This is a genomic window from Isoptericola croceus (assembly GCF_029382255.1).
In the GTDB taxonomy this organism is placed as follows: Bacteria; Actinomycetota; Actinomycetes; order Actinomycetales; family Cellulomonadaceae; genus Isoptericola; species Isoptericola croceus.
Genome location: NZ_JARLLG010000001.1, coordinates 180,103 through 198,301, shown reverse-complemented (window position 1 = coordinate 198,301; position 18,199 = coordinate 180,103). Strand labels below are relative to the sequence as shown.

Below are 18,199 nucleotides of genomic sequence, written 5' to 3'. Positions count from 1 at the left end.
CTCACAGGCGATCACCCACCAGGGCGAGGCACTGCATCGTCGCCAGGCCGTACTGAGCGCTGGCGTTGGTCGAGAAGCTGGACTCGTCGATCGCGTTCAGCACCAACGGCGGCTCGATGCGCCGCGATCCCCAGTCGTGGCCGTCCGGGTACCCGGCGTGCCCCGTGCGCAGCTCCTGCCACGCCCGGGCGGCGAGCGCCTCGTCCTCCAGCTGGACAGCCGCGTACGCCGTGGCGCGCGAGTACGCCTGGCGCAGGTTGAGGTTGCCCCAGTGCTGACCGGTCACCTCCGCCTGCTCCTCGCGGGAGGCGTTGTAGAGGCGGCAGAACTCGATCCACCGGGCTTCGACCTCGGGCTCCTCGACGAGCTCGAGCAGCTCGGTCATGACCTCGATGAGCCCGAAGACACCGCCGAGGGAACCGACGGAGACCGACGGCTCGGGCCCCGAGCTGAACTCCGCCGTCTCGAGGTCGTAGGTGGTGTCGCCCTGCACCCAGCCGTTGGGCAGCGCGGCGATCGATCGGGCGGACGCGAGCAGCCGCTCCCGTGCCTTCGGGTCGCCGCCCCGTTCCCACTCGGTGAGCCAGGCGCCGGCGACCGCACCCCAGTCCGTCATCTTGCCGAACGGCAGCGCCGCCGGGTCCGGGTCGTACTCGCCGGTCGAGCCGTCGATCTTCCGGGTGGCGTTGAGCACCAGGTAGGTGCGGTCGGAGTCGACGAGCTCGTGCAGCAGGTCACCCACCCGCTCGTCCGCCGTGAGGAAGTAGTAGAACCGGCGGTAGTTCGCGTTGCTGATGCGCACCTGCTTGGCACTGTCGCCCCAGTGCATGACGTTGTGCCGCGTCCCCAGCCCCTTCCAGCGGCCGAGGTGGTAGACGTCCACCTCACCGGTGTGCCGGGTCATCGCCTCCGCGAACCGGAAGGCCGCGGCGTCGCCGGTGCGCAGGAAGTGGTACCAGAGCCACATGTCCGTGGACAGCTCGGAGTTGTCCCACGCGTACCCGCCGACGTCGTACCGCCACTGGTGCCGGTCGCCGTCGTAGGAGTGCATGACGTCGCCGTAGTCCCAGAACCCGTACCACGAACGCTGGTCCTGCTGGTCGAGGTGGTAGCGGTGGATCGCGTCGAGCCTGTCCTCGAGCTCCGCCTTGGCGGGCGTCGACCGGTCCACGGGTGACCAGGAGCCGAACACCCCGGCGGAGTGCATGTGCTCCGGGCCGCTCATCAGCAGCGGTGGGGCGCTGTTCGCCTCGGCGAGCTCGCTGAAGCGCTGCGCCGTGGGCGTCGCGTCGAGCGCCCAGAACATCAGCTCGGTGGTGCGGGCCACGCCGTACGGGGTGCCGAACCCGGGCTCGTAGTCCTCGTAGGTGATCTCCAGGGCGTCGAGCTGCTGGGCGTACGTGTCCTGGCCCATGCCGTCGTGGTAGAACCGCACGTCCATGGCCTCGGCGCGCGGCGACCACATCCACACGGTGGCCTCCGCCTCGTCGCTCGCCGCCCCCGAGATCTCGAGCTCGGTGGGGTGCAGCTGCCAGAAGTTGCGCATCCCGAAGGCCAGCCCGCCGGCCGGCGTGCCGACGTAGCCCAGCCCGGCCGCCCGCCCGCCGGAGTCGACCCGGATCCACGAGTGCCCTGTGCCGGTGCGCTTGCGGATCTCGAAGCCGCGCGCGTTGAGCTGGCTCAGGCTGTAGTCGCCCCAGCTCGGGATCCAGTGCAGGCGGTCCGTCACGCGGGTGTCCCAGGTGGAGGGGTCCGGCAGCGCCCGGCCCTCGACCTGGGCGGTGCGGACCGCGTGGCCGGGGTCGCGCCGCAGCCCGGTGATGCCCTGGACGGCCTCGGCGAGGACGCCGCCGTCCGCGCCCGCAAGACGCACGTGGCGGTCGTACAGCTCGCCCCGCATCGGCACCGTGAACTTCACGCCGATGGCGCGGATGAAGTCCCTGTCCTCGTCGCCGTCGAACATGACGGTGTGCACCAGCCGGACGCCGTCCGACCCGGCGTACAGGGAGAAGCGCAGCACGAACGGCAGCCACTCGCGCGCACCCTTGGCGTGCTTGCCCTCGACCTTGATCACGGCCCGCACGGGCCCGGACTGCTCCACGGTGACGTTCTCCACCGTGCCGTCGAACGACTCGTACCGCAGGCCCTGCGGGTCGTCCGTGTCGGCCTTGTCCTGGCGCGACACGACGAGCCGGCCGGCCGCGGCCACGACGTCGTCCCCGCGGCGGATCGACCTGACGATCTTCTTGCCGGAGCGGGCGAAGGTGACGTGGATCGTCCCGGTGTCCACGACGACCTGGCTGCCGCGCTCCCGGACCGTGAGGGCGGTCGGCGGCGACGCCGGGCGGCCCGGCGCCAGCCGGTAGCCCTCCGCGCGCGGGCCGGCCTCGCTGACAGCGTGAGCCGTCCACTTCACGGAACCGTCCGGCCACCAGCCCGTGGGCCAGGACTGCACGGGCACGGCCTCGCCGGTGGCAGCCGTCAGCGCGAGCTGCTGGTCGGGGGCGAGGGCGCCGCGGGGCCAGGGCACGCCCCAGGTGGCACCCGAGGCGAGCGCCGCCGGCGTGCCGCCCTCGAGCCAGCGCAGGTCGACCGGGTCGTGCCCGGTCGGGGTGAACGCGCTGGCAGCAGCGGCGGGCGCCGCGGAGGCCGCCTGGGGCGCGAGGACCGCACCGGCGCCGGCCGCCAGGGCCGAGGTGAGGATCGTTCGACGACTGACATTGACCACGTTGGTCACTCCTTCGTGACGGGAAACCTGTCCGACGGTGGACGTCGCCATCGTGGAAGGCCACGTGGCCGGCGCGGGCCAAACGATCAAAACCCGACGCGCGGCCCGGTGGTCCGTCCCCCGTCAGGCCGTCCGGGCCAGGTGCTCGGGCAGGACGACGTGCGCCAGGTCCAGGCCTGCGGCGAGCCGCTCGACCTCCGCGACGGCGCTGGCCCCGAGCCGGCGCAGCTCGTTGCCGAGCGACCCGGCCACGTGCGGCGTCAGCAGCGCCCCGGGCGCGCCGTACAACGGGTGGTCGGCGGGCAGCGGCTCCGGGTCGGTGACGTCGAGGATCGCGCGCAGCCGCCCGGCGAGGACCTCCGCGGTGAGCGCAGCGGTGTCCACGAGCTGGCCGCGCGCCGTGTTGAGCAGCGTGCTGTGATCGCCCATCAGCGCCAGCTCGCGCGCCCCGATCAGCCGGTACGTCTCGGGCAGCGCCGGCGCGTGCAGGGAGACGACGTCGGACCGGCGCAGGAGCTCGTCGAGCCCGACGGCGGTGGCCCCCAGTGCCCCGGCCTCCGTGGCGTCCACGAACGGGTCGTGGAGCAGGACCTCCGTGTCGAACGGCGCGAGCAGCTCCAGGACCTGCCGACCGGTGCGCGAGGCCCCGACGAGGCCGACCACCAGGCCGTTGTTCCCGTGGGGCGGCGTCAGGTGCCAACCGGAGAAGGACCGGTGCCGGCCGTACGCCGCGGCCGACTCCAGCACCCTCTTGCCCGCCAGGAGGGTCATCGCGAGCGTGTACTCCGCGACCGGCCGGGCGTTCGCCGTCGCAGCGCTGGAGACGGCGATCCCCCGCGCCCAGACGGCGTCCGTGACGAAGGACTTCACCGTCCCGGCCGTGTGCACGACGGCACGCACGTGCGGTGCCCGCGCGAGGAAGGCCGCGTCGAGCCGGGGTGGTCCCCAGCCCGTCACCAGCACCTCGACGTCGCGCAGGATCTCGTCGACGCCCGGGCCGTCGGCGGTGGTCACGACCTGCGCGGCGACGTCCGCCACCGCGGCGAGGCGGGCACGCGTGGCGTCGTCGAACAGCTCGGGCAGCAGGTCCGGGTCCCGCAGCGCGAAGGCTGCCCGCACCCGACTCATGCGTCCGCCGCACCGGTCGTGGCCAGGGTGTCCACCCGGCCGTCGCGCCAGGTGATGCGGGCCTCACCCTGCCCCTGGACGACCTCCCTCACCGCGTCCACGTCGCGGACCCAGGGGGTGCCGCGACCGCTCAGCACCACCAGCGCCGCGGCGACCTCCCCCGGGCCGGCGGCGTCCCGGCCGCGCACCCACGGGGTCGCGGAGGCCTCGCCGAACGGGTCGGCACCGAGGCGACGGGTCGTGCCGACGCGGTCGAGGCCCAGGAGCCCGCGCACCATCGACGTGGACCCGTCCTGGCGGACCACCCGCACCCAGTCCGTGTCCGTCTCGACGTGCAGCTCCCGGTCGCGGCGGGCGGCGAGCGGCCAGCCCCCGACGTGGAACCTCCAGGGGCCGGGGTCGGCGGGCCAGGCGGCCTCCGCGTCCAAGGTCGCCCCGGCGACGGGCTCCCCCGGGTCCCTCCCGCCGGGCACCGCCTCGTCGGGCTCAGGCACGGACGTCCACCACGCGAGGCGCACCTCGAACCGGCCGCGGACGAGGGTCGCCGTCGTCAGGTACGGACCGCGCCGCACCGAGGACCACACCGCGGCGTCGGCCGGTGCGCCGGCGCCCGGCAGGTCGAGCCAGTGCACCCGCGACCGGGAGATCCCGGTCTCGCCGGCGAGACGCAGCCGGTCGATGCCGTCGCGGTGCGAGGCCACCCCGGCGGCGTCGAGGAGCGCCACGTGCGACTCGAGCGGCGCCGCGATCGCGTCGGCGGTCAGCTGGGGGGACGTGACGTTCGAGTAGCCCAGACGCCGGTAGAACGGGTCGTCGGCACGCTGCTGCGCCGCGGGCTCGACGAGCCGGTCCGCACCGTGGTTCAGCACCCGCACGATGCCGTCGCCCCGGGTCGCGGACACGAGCCAGCCCGGCACGGGAAGGGCCGTGACGCGGTCCCGCGTCCATGGCTCGGGACGTTCGGGCTCCGCCGTCCACACCGGGTCGTCCGCATCGAGCAGCAGCCCCAGGAAGCCCTTGCTCGCCCAGTACGGCGACGAACCGCCGCTGTAGAGCTGACGGACGGCGTCGTGCCGCCCGTGCCACCCCGTCGGCAGGAGCCCGCGACGGTCGACCGAACCCGCCGCGGTGAAGTGCTCCGCGACGGCGGACGTGATCGCCCGCGTCGCCCCCGGGCTCAGCGGCGTCGCGCCGGCGAGCGCCCCGGCCCAGAACGGGGCGAGCATCGCGAACCGGTAGGTGACCGACCTGCCCTGCAGCACGGGTGCGCCGCTCGCTCCCACCAGGTGCTGCGCCTGGCCCAGGTACGCGTGCAACCGGTCGGCGTGCCGCCGGTCCAACCCGCGCCCCCCGATCCGGGCGTGCAGCAGCGGGTACAGGTGCCAGGCCCACCCCGCGTAGTAGTCGAAGGACTGGCGCCGCCCGTCCCTGCCCAGCCCGTCGGAGTACCAGCCGTCCCCTACGTAGAGGGACTCGGCGATCTCCTCGTTGCGGTCCAGGTCGGCCTGGTCCCACGGTCCGCCGACGGACGCGAGGAAGGCCTCCACGACGTTCTGGAACCAGATCCAGTTGTTGCGGTAGCCGCTGGTCCCGACGATGTCCGACAACCACGCGACAACCTGGGCCTGCGTGGCGTCGTCGAGCCGGTCCCAGAGCCACGGCCGCGTCTCCGCCAGGCCGATCGCGACGGACGCCGCCTCGACGACGGCCTGGCGCCGTTCGCCGATCCGCGGCCACCGTCCGGCGCTCGCGGGGTCGGTGCCGTGCCGCAGACCCTCCGCATAGCGCTCCAGCAGGCCGCCCGGGTCGGCGCCGCACTCACCCCGGACGCGGAAGGCAGCGAGCAGGAACGTGCGCGCGAACCCCTCGAGCCCGTCGCTCCAGGCGCCGGAGGCGCTGACCGGCCCGGGCAGGCGGATCAGGGAGCGGCCTGCCGAGGCGAAGGGTTCCGTGGCGGCGAGCAACCCGTCGGCCGTGGCGAGCCAGCGCTCCCGGTCCCATCGTCGGGCCGGCTCCAGCGCCGCGGGCACTGCTGCTGTTGCTGCGTCGGTCACGACCAGATCCTCGGGGCCTCCCGGGTGCGGTCGGACTGCTCGGACATTTTCGATCAGACGGTGAGCGTGGACGCTACAGTGCTGAGGTCCGGCCGTCGCGAGACCACCGCGGGCCGCCGAGGTCGACGAGGACGAGGACGAGATGCACCTGCCCAGAGCCCGGCACGAGTACCTGCTGCGCGAGGTCGAGCTGCGCGGCAGCGTCCGGTCCGCCGACGTGGCCGCCCACCTGGGCGTCTCCGACGTGACCGTCCGCCGGGACATCATCGAGCTCGAGCGCGCGGGCCGGCTCGCCCGGGTGCACGGCGGGGCGATCGCGCTCACCGCGACCCGCGGCCCCCAGGCCGCCCAGGCGCTCACCGGCCTGGTGGTCCCGAGCACCACCGCCCACTTCCCCGACGTCGTCCGCGGCATGGAAGCCCTCGCCCCCGCGCTCCGCGTCCGTCTCGTGCTCGGCGTCTCGCACTACCGGCCCGACGTCGAGGCCGCGCAGGTGGACCGCCTCGTCGCGCTCGGCGTCGCGGGCCTGGCCATCGCCCCGACGACCCACGGGCGCACGTCCGAAGAGCTCGCCGGCTGGCTCCGCTCGATCCCCGTGCCCGTGGTGCTGGTCGAACGGCGCATCGACGGGACCACCAGCCTCAGCGAGCTCGACCTCGTGCGGACCGACCACGCCCACGGGGCCGTCCTCGCGGTGGAGCACCTGCACGCCCTCGGCCATCGACGGGTCGCCCTGGCCGTCTACGACCGGACACCCACCGCCCGGCACGTGCGGGACGGCTTCGCGACCGCCGTCGACCGGCTCGGCCTCGAGGCCGGACCGGAGGCCTCCCTGTCCAAGGGCGACGACGACCCGGCCGTGCTGCGCACCGAGCTGGAGGCGTTCCTCGACGCCTGCGTCGCGACCGGCACCCGCGCGGCGTTCGTCCACACCGACGACCACGCCGCACGCCTGCTGGAGGCCGCACTCGACCGCGGCCTGACGGTCCCCGACGACTTCGCCGTCGTCGCGTACGACGACGAGAACGCCGAGCTGGCGATGGTGCCGCTCACCACGGTCACGCCACCCCGGCGCGAGCTCGGGCGCGAGGCGCTCCGGCTCCTCGTGGACCGGCTCACCGAGGACGGCGGCGAACGGCGGCCACCGCGGCACGTGGAGCTGCTCCCCCGGCTCACCGTGCGCGAGTCCTGCGGGGCCGGCCGGGGCTGACCTCCCGGCCTCGGCCCACGCGAAGGATCCCGACAGTGATCGCCGACCCGGCATCAGGGACCGGGCCGGCGATCACGCCGCGTCACCCGAGCAGGTCCGTCCCCGCGGTGAAGAACTGCTCGACACCGTCCTCGACAGACAGGGCGCCGAAGCCGATGTCCTGAGCGATGCGGGTGAACTCGGCCTCGACCGCGCCCGCTCCTTCGGGCGGCGGGGCCGGGGCGTCGATCGCCGTCTCCTCGACCGCCTCCCAGTAGGCCTGGATCTCCTGGTCGAGCCCCGCCGGCTCGTTGCCCTCGCGGGCGCTCGCGGAGATCGGGACGCCCCGCGACATGGCGAAGATCTCCTCGACGTCGGGGTCGTTGGTGAGGAAGTCGATGAAGTCTGCGCTGACCTCCGGGTGCTCCGTCTGGGCCGACATCGACAGCTGCAGCCCTGGCTTCAGGTAGATGCCGCGGTTCGCCGGGTCGTCGGCGGGCACCTGGAGCATCGTGAACTCGTCGCCGCCCGTTCCCTCGGTGAACCGGACCAGGAAGTTGTAGAAGCTGATCTCGCTCGCCGTGTACTGCGCGCTGAGCGGGTCGCTCTCGATCTGCTCACCCCTGCCCGGGTCCATGAAGCCGCCGTCGGCGAACAACGGTGTGGCCCGCTCCCACCAAGCGGTCAGGTCGGCCTCGGTGAAGGCGAGCTCACCGTCCGCCGTGAACAGCGACCTGCCCTGCTGGAGGAGCCAGATCTCGAAGACGGACCAGATCTGCGTGTACTGCACCGACCCGTCGAGCTGCGGGTCGGCGCTCCCGCCCGCCGTGCCGATCTCCCCGAGGAGCGCGTCGTACTCGTCCCAGGTGAGGTCGCTCGCCGGGACGTCGACGCCGACCTCACCCAGCCGGTCGGTGTTGAAGAAGGTGGCGAGCACGGTCGTCTGCGTCGGGATGCCGTAGATCTCGCCGTCGATCTTCGTCGCCGGCATGACCGACTCGGGGAACGAGGAGATGTCGATCTGCTCGTCGACGTACTGGTCGAGCGGCTGGATCTGCCCGGTGGCGCCGTACTGGCGCAGATAGGCCACGTCCATCTGGAAGACGTCCGGCAGCGCGCCGCCCGCGGCCTCGGTGTTCCGGGCGGTCCAGTAGTCCCCCCACCCGGCGTAGGAGGTCTGGATCGTCACTCCGGGGTTGCGCTCCTCGTACAGGTCGATCGCTTCCTCGTAGCGGTCGGCGCGGGTCGCGTCACCCCACCAGGAGAACGTGATCGTCGCCGCGCCGTCGGCGCCGTCGCCACCGTCGGCGCTGCCCGCACAGCCCGTGAGAGCCAGCGCGCACGCGGCGAGGGCAGCCGCTGCTGCCCTCGTCCGTCGACCAGTCGTGGTCACCATGTGTGCCTCCTTGCGCACGTGTGCCGTCGGTCGACGGCGTCCTGTCCACAGAGGCTGGCAGCCAGGGGACGCGCCGAGGAGCGATCGGACAAAAGCGTGCACGCCCGCGGCGCACTGTCAGGAGATGGTGCCGGTGCCCTCGCCCTCGAGGCGGTCGCGTCGAACGTGATCGGCGAGCCGGGCTGGTGGTGCCCCGCGCCGGACCGGCCAGCGTACACAAGGCTCCGCAGTAGTAGCACGCGGACCGCTCGGGTCCGGACCCCGCCGCCCGCGTGTCGGCGCTTCTCACCCGCACCGTCGTCCCTGGACATCACCTCTAGACTGCCGTCCCATGACCCTCCCCATCGCGGACTGGCTCACGCGCCGTCCGTCCCAGGCGGCCATCAACCGTTCCCAGGTCGCCCGGGCGCGGGACCTCCTGGCCCGGATCGACGAGGTCTTCGACCAGCGCCTCGTCGGCCAGGACCGGTTGCGGACCACGCTGGTGCGCACCCTGATGGCGGGCGGGCACGTCCTGCTGGAGTCGGTGCCCGGGCTGGCCAAGACCACCGCGGCCCACACGCTCGCGGACGCCGTGGCCGGAAAGTTCGCGCGGATCCAGTGCACGCCGGACCTCATGCCCAACGACATCGTGGGCACCCAGGTCTTCGACCACACCACGAACACGTTCAGCACCCAGCTTGGGCCGGTGCACGCCAACCTCGTGCTGCTGGACGAGATCAACCGGTCCTCGGCCAAGACGCAGTCCGCCATGCTCGAGGCCATGCAGGAGCACCAGACCTCCATCGGCGGTGTCGAGCACCCCCTGCCGGACCCCTTCATGGTCATGGCCACCCAGAACCCCATCGAGGAGGAGGGCACGTACGTGCTGCCCGAGGCCCAGATGGACCGGTTCCTCGTCAAGGAGGTGCTCACCTACCCGACCACGGAGGAGGAGGTCGAGATCCTCGAGCGGATCACCTCCGGCCGCATGACGGCCCCGCTCACGGCCGAGCCGATCGGGCTGGACGACGTCCGGGAGCTGCGCGCCCTGACGGACCGTGTCCACGTGGACACCGAGATCAAGCGGTACGTCGTCGACCTGGTGTCCACGACCCGCGGAGGCGGCCCCCGACCCGTCGCGGACCTGCGCCGGCTCGTGCGGGTCGGGGCCTCCCCCCGTGGCGCCATCGCGTTCGTCCAGCTCGCGCAGGCCGGCGCGCTGGCGGCCGGCCGTGACTACGTCACCCCCGACGACGTCAAGGACACCCGGTACGCCGTGCTGCGGCACCGTCTCGTGCGGAGCTTCGAGGCGCTGGCCGACGACGTCCCTGCCGAGCAGCTCGTCGACGCCGTGTTCGACGCGGTCCCCGTCCCCTGACGCCGTGCCCGTCTCCCGGCTGGCGCTCGTCCGCGCGCGCGTCTCCCTACCCCTCACCCGGCGTGCCACCGGGTTCCTCGCCGGACGCCACCGGTCGGTGCTCACCGGTCACGGTCAGGACTTCGACGACCTGCGCCACTACGAGCCCGGCGACGACGTCGGCGACATCGACTGGAAGGCCAGCGCCCGTGCGGGCGAGCCGATCATCCGCCGGTTCGCCCACGAGTCCAGCCTGACGGTCGTGCTGCTGGTGGACACCGGGCGCACGATGACCGCCACGGCCGCCGGCGGCGAGGAGAAGTCCGCCGTCGCGGACTACACCGCCGCGGTCACCGCCTACCTCGCCGCCTCCCGGGGCGACCGGGTCGCGCTCCTCGCCGGGGACGCCGACCGGTTCGTGCACCGGCCGGCCCGCGTGAGCGCCGGCGAGATCGAGGCGACCCTGCGCGCGCTGGAGGCGACCTGGTCGGCCGACGCGCCGCCGTCGGACCTGGGTGTGCTCCTGCGCCGGGCCCTGTCGACGTTCCGCCGGCGCTGCCTCGTGGTCCTCGTCACCGACGAGGCGCAGCCGTGGACGGCGCACGAGCGGCTGCTCAAGCTGCTCGCCGTGCAGCACGAGGTGCTCGTGGTCACGGTCGAGGACCTGGACCCGGTCGGCTCCCGCGCAGCCGAGCTCGCGCGGGAGCGCGGCGGGATCGCCGACGTCACGAACGGCTGGCGCGTACCGGGCTTCCTGCGGTCCCGCCGGCGCGTGCGCGAGGCCGTCGGACGTGCGCTGGCCGAGCGCCGTGCCGAGACCGAGGCCCTGCTCTCCCGCCGCCGCCTCCAGGCCCTGCGCGTCGCGTCGACCGACGAGGTCGTGCCCGCGCTCGTCGACCTCATGCGGAGGCAGCGCCGTGCCCGGTGACGAGCTCGTCGACCCGATGGTCTTCGCCTGGCCGTGGGCGCTGGTCGGGGTCGCGTTCCTGCTCGCGGCGGTCGCCGTCGTGGTCGCCGTCGTCCGGCTCACGCGGCCGGCACCCGATCCGGCGCCGGAACCCGCCGCGGAGGCCGCTGCCACCAGGTCGGCCCCCTCCGACAGGTTCGCTCCGGCCCGCGCCGCGACGCTGCACGCCCTGGACGACCTCGAACGCCGCTGGCGGTCGCAGGAGCTCGACGACCGCCGGTTCCACCTCGAGCTGCGCCGCGAGCTGCGCGTGTTCGCCGCGGCCCGTACCGGCCGGGACGCGTCGACCCTCACCGTGGCGGACCTGCGCCGCGAGCACGGGACCAAGACGTTCGGCCTCGAGATGCAGCGCCTGCTCGAGCCCACGTTCGCCCCCGCCCAGGGCCGCCGGCTGCCGCGTCCCGAGCGCGCCCTGAAACGGGCCCGCACGCTCGTGGGCAGGTGGTGACGTGAGCCCCGAGCAGACCATCCTGTGGCCGTGGGTCGCGGCCGGCGTCATCGCCGTCGCGCTCGTGTGGTGCGTGGTCGCCGTCGTCGTGGCGCGGCGCGGCCGCCCGGCGGACGACGTGGTGCGGGTCGCGCACACCGAGCACCTGACCCGACTGCCCGAGGTCCGGCGCGCGCTGCGGTGGCACCGGATCGCCCACGGGCTGGGGGCGCTCGTGGTGCTCGCCGCCGTCGTGGCCACCAGCCTGCTCGCGGGCCGGCCCGTCGAGCGTGAGGTCGTGGCCGAACGGCTCGCCACGCGCGACATCGTGCTGTGCCTGGACGTCTCCGGGTCGATGCTGCCCTACGACGCGGCCGTGCTGTCGGTGTACGCCGAGCTCACCGAGCACTTCGCCGGGGAACGTATCGCCCTCGTGGTCTTCGACTCCACCGCCCGGACCGTGTTCCCCCTCACGGACGACTACACGCTCGTCGGCGACCAGCTCGCCGCCGGGGCCGAGGCCGTCGGTATCGACCTGGATCGGCTCGGTGACAAGACCCTCGACGAGATGAGCGACGGCGAGCTGGCCCAGGTGCAGGAGCTCCTGGCGTTCACCGCCGGCACCACCTCCCTGGCAGACTCCAGCCTCATCGGTGACGGGCTGGCCACCTGCGCGCTGCAGTTCGACGAGCAGGGCTCGGAACGGTCGCGCTCGATCCTGCTGGCCACCGACAACTTCGTGGGCGAGGACCCGGTGTACGCCCTGGGCGAGGCCGCCGAGCTGGTGGCCTCGCGGGACATCACCCTGTACGGCCTGTACGGCGGGCCCACGGACCGGGTCGGTGGCACCGAGGAGTCCGAGTACCGCTCGGTGGTCTCCGAGCACGGCGGGCTCTACTTCACGTTGGACGACCCCGGTGCCGTGGACGCACTGGTGGCCGACGTCCTCGCTCAGCAGGCGGTCGAGCTGGACGCCGACGCCGAGTCCGTCCTCCACGACGTGCCCGGCCGGTGGTACGCCGCGCTGCTCCTCGGCACGGTGCTCCTGATCGCCGCCGCCTGGAGGGTGCGCCCATGACGTTCGCCCCGTTGCTCAACCCCTGGCTGCTGGGAGTCGTGGTCGGGCTCCTGGCCGCCGGCACGGTCACGGCACTGATCCGCTCGCGGTCGAGCGGCGAACGTCTCGGCTGGGCGCGACGCACCGCGATCGTCGGCGCCGTCGGGCTCATGGGTGCCGGGCCCGCCACGGCCACGACCGCCCTGGACACCACCGTGGCAGCGGTGGACGTGTACTTCGTCGTGGACCGCAGCGGCTCCATGGCGGCCGAGGACTGGGGGGCCGCGCAGGACGCCCCGCGCCTCGACGGCGTGCGTCACGACGTCATCGAGCTGGCTGAGTCGATCGGCGACGGCCGGTTCGCCGTGATCGCCTACGACTCCCAGTCGACGCGGCAGCTCCCCCTGACCTGGGACCGCCAGGCGCTGGGCTCGTGGGCGCAGACCTTGACGCACGAGCTGACCGCGTACTCCCAGGGGTCGCTCACCGACCGGCCGTGGGACGCCCTGGCCACCGCGCTCGAGGGTTCGCACGAGCAGGGCCCCGCCAACATGCGGGTGGTGTTCTTCCTGACGGACGGGGAGCAGACCGTCGACGAGGAGCCGCGATCGTTCGCCGACCTCGCGCCGCTGGTCGACGCCGGGGCGGTGCTCGGCTACGGCACCACCACCGGAGGCCGCATGCTCACGAGCCACCCCGGCGGCGTCGGGCCCGACTACATCCAGGACCCGTCAGGCGGCGACGGCATCTCCGTGGCCGACCCGGAGACGCTGCAGCAGCTCGCCGACGAGCTCGGGGTGCCGTACGTCCACCGGACGGGGCAGGACGACGTCGCCTCGCTGGTGGCAGGGATCGACCCCGCGCAGGTCGCGGCCGACGGACGCCGCGTGGTGACCACGTACCGGCCCGTCGTCTGGCCGGTGGCGCTCGCGCTCGGGGTGCTGCTCGCCTGGGAGGCGGGCGTGTGGGCCGTCTCGCTCGCACGGTCGGTGCCACCGCGCGAGCGCGGCCGGGAGGTACGCCGGTGAGCGGGGCCGAAGTGTTCACCGTGGTGGCGGCCCTCACCGTGGGTTTCCTCGGGTTGGACTTTCTGCGTCGCGTCGTCGCGCGGCGGGTGCGCAGTGCTGTCGAGAGCAGGGTCCGTGGCGCCGCGGCGGACCGGCCGTCGTGGGCGCAGGCGCCGGCCACGAAGCAACGACCGGCCCGGCGACGGAAGTGGCTGTGGGCGCCGGCGGGCGTCGTGGTGCCGATCCTGCTCGCCGTCGGGCTGCAGCTCACCTTCGCGCCGTCGGTGTCCTCCTGGGGGCGGCAGGACTACCTCGACGGCGACCTCTCGACCGCCGTCGACCGGTTCCGCGCCCAGGCCGAGGGCGTCGTCCCCCAGCAGTGGAAGGCCGACTACAACCTGGGGACCGCCCTGGCGGCACAGGCCGGCGACGAGGACCGTGAGTGGCTGGCCTACGAGGCGTCCGGGTTCCTGAAGGACGCCTACGCCGGAGCGGTGGACGAGTCGCCCGAGGTGCGGTGCGCCATCGTCACGAACTGGGCGAGCGCCCTGGAGATCAGCGGTGACGCCGAGATGGCCATGGCCGACGGGTACGCCGAGCAGTCGGAGGAGGTCGCCGAGGAGATCGCCAAGCGGGACGCGGGCGAGCCCTACGACGAGGAGGTCATCGACCCGTACGGCGAGTACGGCGACGAGCTCGACCCGACCGAGCTCCGTGAGCGGGCGGACCTGTACTACTCCTTCGCCGAGAACGACTTCCAGCGGGCGCAGGAGGTGCGCGCGCTGCCGGACTGCGCGGAGTCCTCGCAGTCGCAGGACGCCACCGCGGCGCAGGAGCGGGCTGCGGAGAAGGAGGAGCAGGCACACGGCGCTCAGACCGAGAACCAGAACGCCCCGGAGCCGCAACCGGAGCCCGCCACCCCCGAGGAGGCCGAGGCTCAGCGCCAGGAGGCCTTGGGCGAACGCAACGAGCAGGCCGCCCAGGACGTCGAGCTCGACGAGGCGGAGGCCCGCGAGCTCGGTGGCTCCGGCGCCGACGGCGACGAGGGCGAAGACTCCGAGGGCGACGACGAGACCGAGGACGGCGAGGAGGGCGACGGCGAGGGCCCCGGGTCGCTGCCCCGCAACTGGTAGCTGCCGGGCGGATCAGCCCCAGACGAGCCCGCGCGCCGGGTCCTCCAGCACCCGGGCGACGTCGGACAGGAACTGCGACCCGAGCTCGCCGTCGACCAGCCGGTGGTCGAAGCTCAGCGAGAGCTGGGTGACCCAGCGCGGCTTGACCTTGCCCTTGTGCACCCACGGCTGCTGCCGGATCGCGCCGAACGCGAGGATCCCGGCCTCGCCGGGGTTGAGGATCGGCGTGCCCGTGTCGATGCCGAACACGCCCACGTTGGTGATCGTGAAGGTGCCGTCAGACATGTCCGCCGGGCTGGTGCGACCGGCGCGTGCGGTGGCCGTCAGCTCACCGAGGGCCTGCGCGAGCGGGAGCAGCTCGTGCCGGTGCGCGTCCTTGACGTTCGGCACCACGAGCCCGCGAGGTGTCGCCGCGGCGATCCCCAGGTTCACGTAGTGCTTGTAGACGATCTCGCGGGCCTCGTCGTCCCAGCTCGCGTTGATCTCGGGGTGTCGCTTGATCGCGAGCAGCACGGCCTTGGCGGCGATCAGCAGCGGTGTGACCCGCACGTCGGCGAAGTCCCGGTCGGCCTTGAGCCGCTCGACGAGCTTCATCGTCTTGCTGACGTCCACCGTGCGGAACACGGTGACGTGCGGCGCGGTGAACGCGCTGGCCACCATAGCCTCGGCCGTCCGCTTGCGCACGGACTTGACCGGGACCCGGGTCTGGCGGCCGTCGTTCGTCACGGACCCGGAGGCGAGCCACGGCTGGTCGTCGTCGGGGTAGGTCGCGAGCGTCTGCGGCTCGGCGGCCTCGGCCCGGGCCACGACGTCCTCGCGCGTGACGATGCCACCCGGCCCGGTCGGCTGCACCGAGGCCAGGTCGACGCCGAGGTCCTTGGCGAGCTTGCGCACCGGCGGCTTGGCGAGCACGCGGACGCGGCTCGACGGCGTCGTGCCCGACGGCGCGGCGGCGGCAGGCACGCTCGCCATCGGCTTGGCGATGCCCGGCGCCTTCTCGGGCGCGGGTGCCGGCGCACTGGCGGGAGCGTCCGTGGCGCGGGGCTCGGCGGGGGCCGCGGCGGCGGGCGAGCCGGCTGTCTCCCGCCGGCGCCGGCGCCGGCCACCGGCCGCACCGTCGCCGGTGCCGTAGCCCACCAGCACCGAACCGGAGCCTTCCTGCTCCGCCGGCTCGGCGGCGGGTGCGGCGGCGGGGGCGGGTGCGGTGCCGTCGGAGCCGGCCGGCGCCGCTGCGGTCGCGCCGACCTCGATGATCGGCGTGCCGACGTCGACGGTGCTGCCCTCCTCGGCGAGCAGGGCCACGACGGTCCCGGCGAACGGCGACGGCAGCTCGACGAGGGACTTGGCCGTCTCGATCTCGACGATGACGTCGTTGACCGCGACGGTGTCGCCGACGGCGACCTTCCACTCGACGATCTCGGCCTCGGTGAGTCCCTCACCGACGTCCGGGAGGGGGAAGCGCTGGTTGCTCATCGTGCTCCTCGGGTTCTCGGGCCGCTCAGTGGGACAGGGCCCGGTCGACGGCGTCGCAGACGCGGTCGACGCTCGGCAGGTAGTCGTGCTCGATCTTCGCCACCGGGTAGGGCGTGTGGTACCCGCCCACCCGCAGCACGGGAGCCTCGAGCGAGTAGAAGCACTCCTCGGTCACCCGGGCGGCGAGCTCGGCGCCCGCCCCGAAGAACGTCGGGGCCTCGTGCACGACGACGCAGCGGCCCGTGCGACGCACCGAGCCGACGACGGTCGGCACGTCCAGCGGGGAGATCGAGCGCAGGTCCACGACCTCGGCGCTGGTGCCCTCGGCGGCCAGCGCGTCGGCTGCGGACAGGGCCGTGGCGACGGTCGGTCCGTAGGCGACGAGCGTCACGTCCGTGCCGGCCCGGGCGATCCGGGCGGCGCCCAGCGGGTCCGGGCCACCGCCGTCGAGCGACGGGACCGGGCTGCTCAGGTCCACCTCGCCCTTGGACCAGTACCGGCCCTTGGGCTCGAAGAAGAGGACGGGGTCGGGTGAGACGACGGCGGCACGGATCATGTCGTAGGCGTCCTGCGGCGTGGCCGGCGAGACCACCCGCAGCCCGGGGGTGTGCGCGAACAGCGCCTCCGGCGACTCGGAGTGGTGCTCGACGGCGCCGATCCCGCCGCCGTAGGGGATGCGGATGACCAACGGCACCTGGATGAGGCCGCGCGAGCGGTAGTGCAGCTTGGCGAGCTGGGTGGTGATCTGGTCGTAGGCCGGGAAGACGAAACCGTCGAACTGGATCTCGCAGATCGGCCGGTAGCCGCGCATCGCCAGGCCGATCGCCGTGCCGATGATCCCGGACTCCGCCAGGGGCGTGTCCACGACCCGGTGCTCGCCGAAGTCCTTCTGGAGGCCGTCGGTGATGCGGAAGACACCGCCGAGGCGGCCGACGTCCTCGCCCATGATCAGGACCTTCTCGTCCGCTTCCAGCGAGGCGCGCAGCCCGGCGGTGAGGGCCTTCGCGAGGGGCATCGTCTGCGCGGTCATCGGGCGACCTCCACGGTGCTGTCCAGCACCTCGTCCTGGGCGGTGTCGTGCTCGTACGCCTCGAACCAGGCGCGCTCTGCGGTCACCTGGGCCTGCGGCGTCGCGTAGACGTGGTCGAACATCGACGCGGGCGGGGGGTCCTCGATGGCGCGGACGTCGGCGCGCAGCCGCTCGGCCAGCGCCTCGGCCTGCGCCTCGACCTCGGCAGCCCAGGCGTCGTCCCACCGGTCCTCGGCGCGCAGCAGGGCGGCGAGCCGATCGATCGGGTCACGCAGCGCCCACTCCTCCTCCTCGGCGCGCTCGCGGTAGCGCGTCGGGTCGTCCGACGTGGTGTGCGCACCCATGCGGTAGGTGTAGGCCTCGACGAACGTGGGGCCGCCACCGGCGCAGGCGCGTTCCAGGGCCTCGGTCATGACCGCGTAGGAGGCCAGGACGTCGTTGCCGTCGACGCGCACGCCCGGGATGCCGAAGCCCTGGCCGCGCTGGTACAGCGGCACCCGCGTCTGGCGCGACGTCGGCTCCGAGATCGCCCACTGGTTGTTCTGGCAGAAGAAGACCACGGGGGCGTTGTTCACGGCGGCGAAGACCAGGGCCTCGTTGACGTCGCCCTGGCTCGAGGCGCCGTCGCCGAAGTAGGTCACGACGGCGGTGTCGCGCTCGGGGTCACCGGTGCCGACGAGCCCGTCGCGCTGCACACCGAGCGCGTACCCGGTCGCGTGCAGGGTCTGCGACCCGAGGACGAGGGTGTTGAGGTGCACGTTGTGCTCGGCGGGGTCCCACCCCCCGTGCTCGGTCCCCCGGTAGATCCGCAACCGGTCCACGGGGTCCACGCCACGCACCTGCATCACACCGTGCTCCCGGTAGGACGGGAACACGAAGTCCTGCCGGCGCAGCGCACGGGCAGAACCCACCTGGGCGGCCTCCTGCCCGCGGCCCTGCGGGTACAGGCCGAGCTCGCCCTGGCGCTGCAGGGCCGTGGCCTCGTCGTCGAACCGTCGGGTCAGCACCATGTCGCGGTACATCGCGCGCAGTTCGTCGGTGCCGAGGTGGGCCACGCGGTCGCGGTAGGCGGCGGCCAGCGGTCCGTCGGCGCGACGGCCGTCCGGGGCGACGAGCTGCACGAGGTTCTCCTCGGCTGCCGCGCTCTGGGCCGCCTCCGGGATCGGTGCCTGTGCCGGGGCGTCGGGGTTCACACGGTCTCCTTCCCTGACGGGCGGCTGCGCGCGTCCAGGTCCGGTGCCCGAGTCTCGGGCAGGTGCCGAACCTACGCC

The 18,199-nt window shown here is 73.6% G+C and carries 14 protein-coding genes; 7 read left to right on the top strand and 7 right to left on the bottom strand.

Going from position 1 to position 18,199, the window contains the following annotated elements; translation table 11 throughout:
* Position 1: 1 nt before the first annotated feature.
* The 3 genes from PZC42_RS00920 to PZC42_RS00910 all read right to left on the bottom strand — a co-directional run bounded on the left by PZC42_RS00920 (position 2) and on the right by PZC42_RS00910 (position 5,910).
* Positions 2 to 2,728 (bottom strand): exo-rhamnogalacturonan lyase family protein, encoded by a 2,727-nt coding sequence (locus PZC42_RS00920; RefSeq protein ID WP_277207458.1) that lies wholly within the window; start codon positions 2,726 to 2,728, stop codon positions 2 to 4.
* A 123-nt stretch (positions 2,729 to 2,851) separates the two neighbouring features.
* Positions 2,852 to 3,856, bottom strand: coding sequence for a hydroxyacid dehydrogenase (locus PZC42_RS00915; RefSeq protein WP_277207457.1), 1,005 nt, complete (start codon positions 3,854 to 3,856; stop codon positions 2,852 to 2,854).
* Positions 3,853 to 5,910, bottom strand: coding sequence for a DUF2264 domain-containing protein (locus tag PZC42_RS00910; protein ID WP_277207456.1), 2,058 nt, complete (start codon positions 5,908 to 5,910; stop codon positions 3,853 to 3,855). The genes PZC42_RS00915 and PZC42_RS00910 overlap by 4 nt, the downstream gene beginning before the upstream one ends.
* Before the next feature lie 142 nt (positions 5,911 to 6,052).
* On the opposite strand from PZC42_RS00910, the gene PZC42_RS00905 reads away from it, so the two are divergent.
* Positions 6,053 to 7,120, top strand: coding sequence for a LacI family DNA-binding transcriptional regulator (locus PZC42_RS00905; protein ID WP_277207455.1), 1,068 nt, complete (start codon positions 6,053 to 6,055; stop codon positions 7,118 to 7,120).
* An 82-nt stretch (positions 7,121 to 7,202) separates the two neighbouring features.
* Here the strand turns inward: PZC42_RS00905 and PZC42_RS00900 are convergent, their stop codons facing one another.
* Positions 7,203 to 8,495: an ABC transporter substrate-binding protein gene (locus tag PZC42_RS00900; RefSeq protein ID WP_277207454.1), complete on the bottom strand. Its 1,293-nt coding sequence runs from the start codon at positions 8,493 to 8,495 to the stop codon at positions 7,203 to 7,205.
* A gap of 331 nt (positions 8,496 to 8,826) precedes the next feature.
* Between PZC42_RS00900 and PZC42_RS00895 the strand changes: the two genes are divergently transcribed.
* From PZC42_RS00895 to PZC42_RS00870, 6 genes are read left to right on the top strand one after another with little or no spacing between them, the layout of a single operon-like run.
* Positions 8,827 to 9,855, top strand: coding sequence for an AAA family ATPase (locus PZC42_RS00895; protein ID WP_277207453.1), 1,029 nt, complete (start codon positions 8,827 to 8,829; stop codon positions 9,853 to 9,855).
* A 4-nt stretch (positions 9,856 to 9,859) separates the two neighbouring features.
* On the top strand, positions 9,860 to 10,762 hold the full coding sequence (locus tag PZC42_RS00890) for a DUF58 domain-containing protein (RefSeq protein ID WP_277207452.1): 903 nt from the start codon (positions 9,860 to 9,862) through the stop codon (positions 10,760 to 10,762).
* On the top strand, positions 10,752 to 11,249 hold the full coding sequence (locus tag PZC42_RS00885) for a hypothetical protein (protein WP_277207451.1): 498 nt from the start codon (positions 10,752 to 10,754) through the stop codon (positions 11,247 to 11,249). Before PZC42_RS00890 ends, PZC42_RS00885 begins: the two co-directional genes overlap by 11 nt.
* A 1-nt stretch (position 11,250) precedes the next feature.
* Positions 11,251 to 12,306 (top strand): VWA domain-containing protein, encoded by a 1,056-nt coding sequence (locus PZC42_RS00880; protein WP_277207450.1) that lies wholly within the window; start codon positions 11,251 to 11,253, stop codon positions 12,304 to 12,306.
* Positions 12,303 to 13,313 carry a vWA domain-containing protein gene (locus PZC42_RS00875; protein ID WP_277207449.1) on the top strand — a complete coding sequence of 337 codons (1,011 nt, stop codon included), beginning with the start codon at positions 12,303 to 12,305 and terminating at the stop codon, positions 13,311 to 13,313. The genes PZC42_RS00880 and PZC42_RS00875 overlap by 4 nt, the downstream gene beginning before the upstream one ends.
* Entirely contained in the window at positions 13,310 to 14,425 is a 1,116-nt protein-coding gene (locus PZC42_RS00870; protein ID WP_277207448.1) for a hypothetical protein, read from the top strand. The genes PZC42_RS00875 and PZC42_RS00870 overlap by 4 nt, the downstream gene beginning before the upstream one ends.
* 12 nt (positions 14,426 to 14,437) lie before the next feature.
* Here the strand turns inward: PZC42_RS00870 and PZC42_RS00865 are convergent, their stop codons facing one another.
* From PZC42_RS00865 to pdhA, 3 genes are read right to left on the bottom strand one after another with little or no spacing between them, the layout of a single operon-like run.
* Complete coding sequence (locus tag PZC42_RS00865; RefSeq protein WP_277207447.1) at positions 14,438 to 15,898, bottom strand: dihydrolipoamide acetyltransferase family protein; 1,461 nt, start codon at positions 15,896 to 15,898, stop codon at positions 14,438 to 14,440.
* Between the two features lie 25 nt (positions 15,899 to 15,923).
* Complete coding sequence (locus PZC42_RS00860; protein WP_277207446.1) at positions 15,924 to 16,928, bottom strand: alpha-ketoacid dehydrogenase subunit beta; 1,005 nt, start codon at positions 16,926 to 16,928, stop codon at positions 15,924 to 15,926.
* A complete protein-coding gene (gene pdhA / locus PZC42_RS00855) occupies positions 16,925 to 18,121 on the bottom strand; it encodes a pyruvate dehydrogenase (acetyl-transferring) E1 component subunit alpha (RefSeq protein ID WP_277207444.1) in 1,197 nt (398 codons plus the stop codon). Before pdhA ends, PZC42_RS00860 begins: the two co-directional genes overlap by 4 nt.
* Between the last annotated feature and the right edge of the window lie 78 nt (positions 18,122 to 18,199).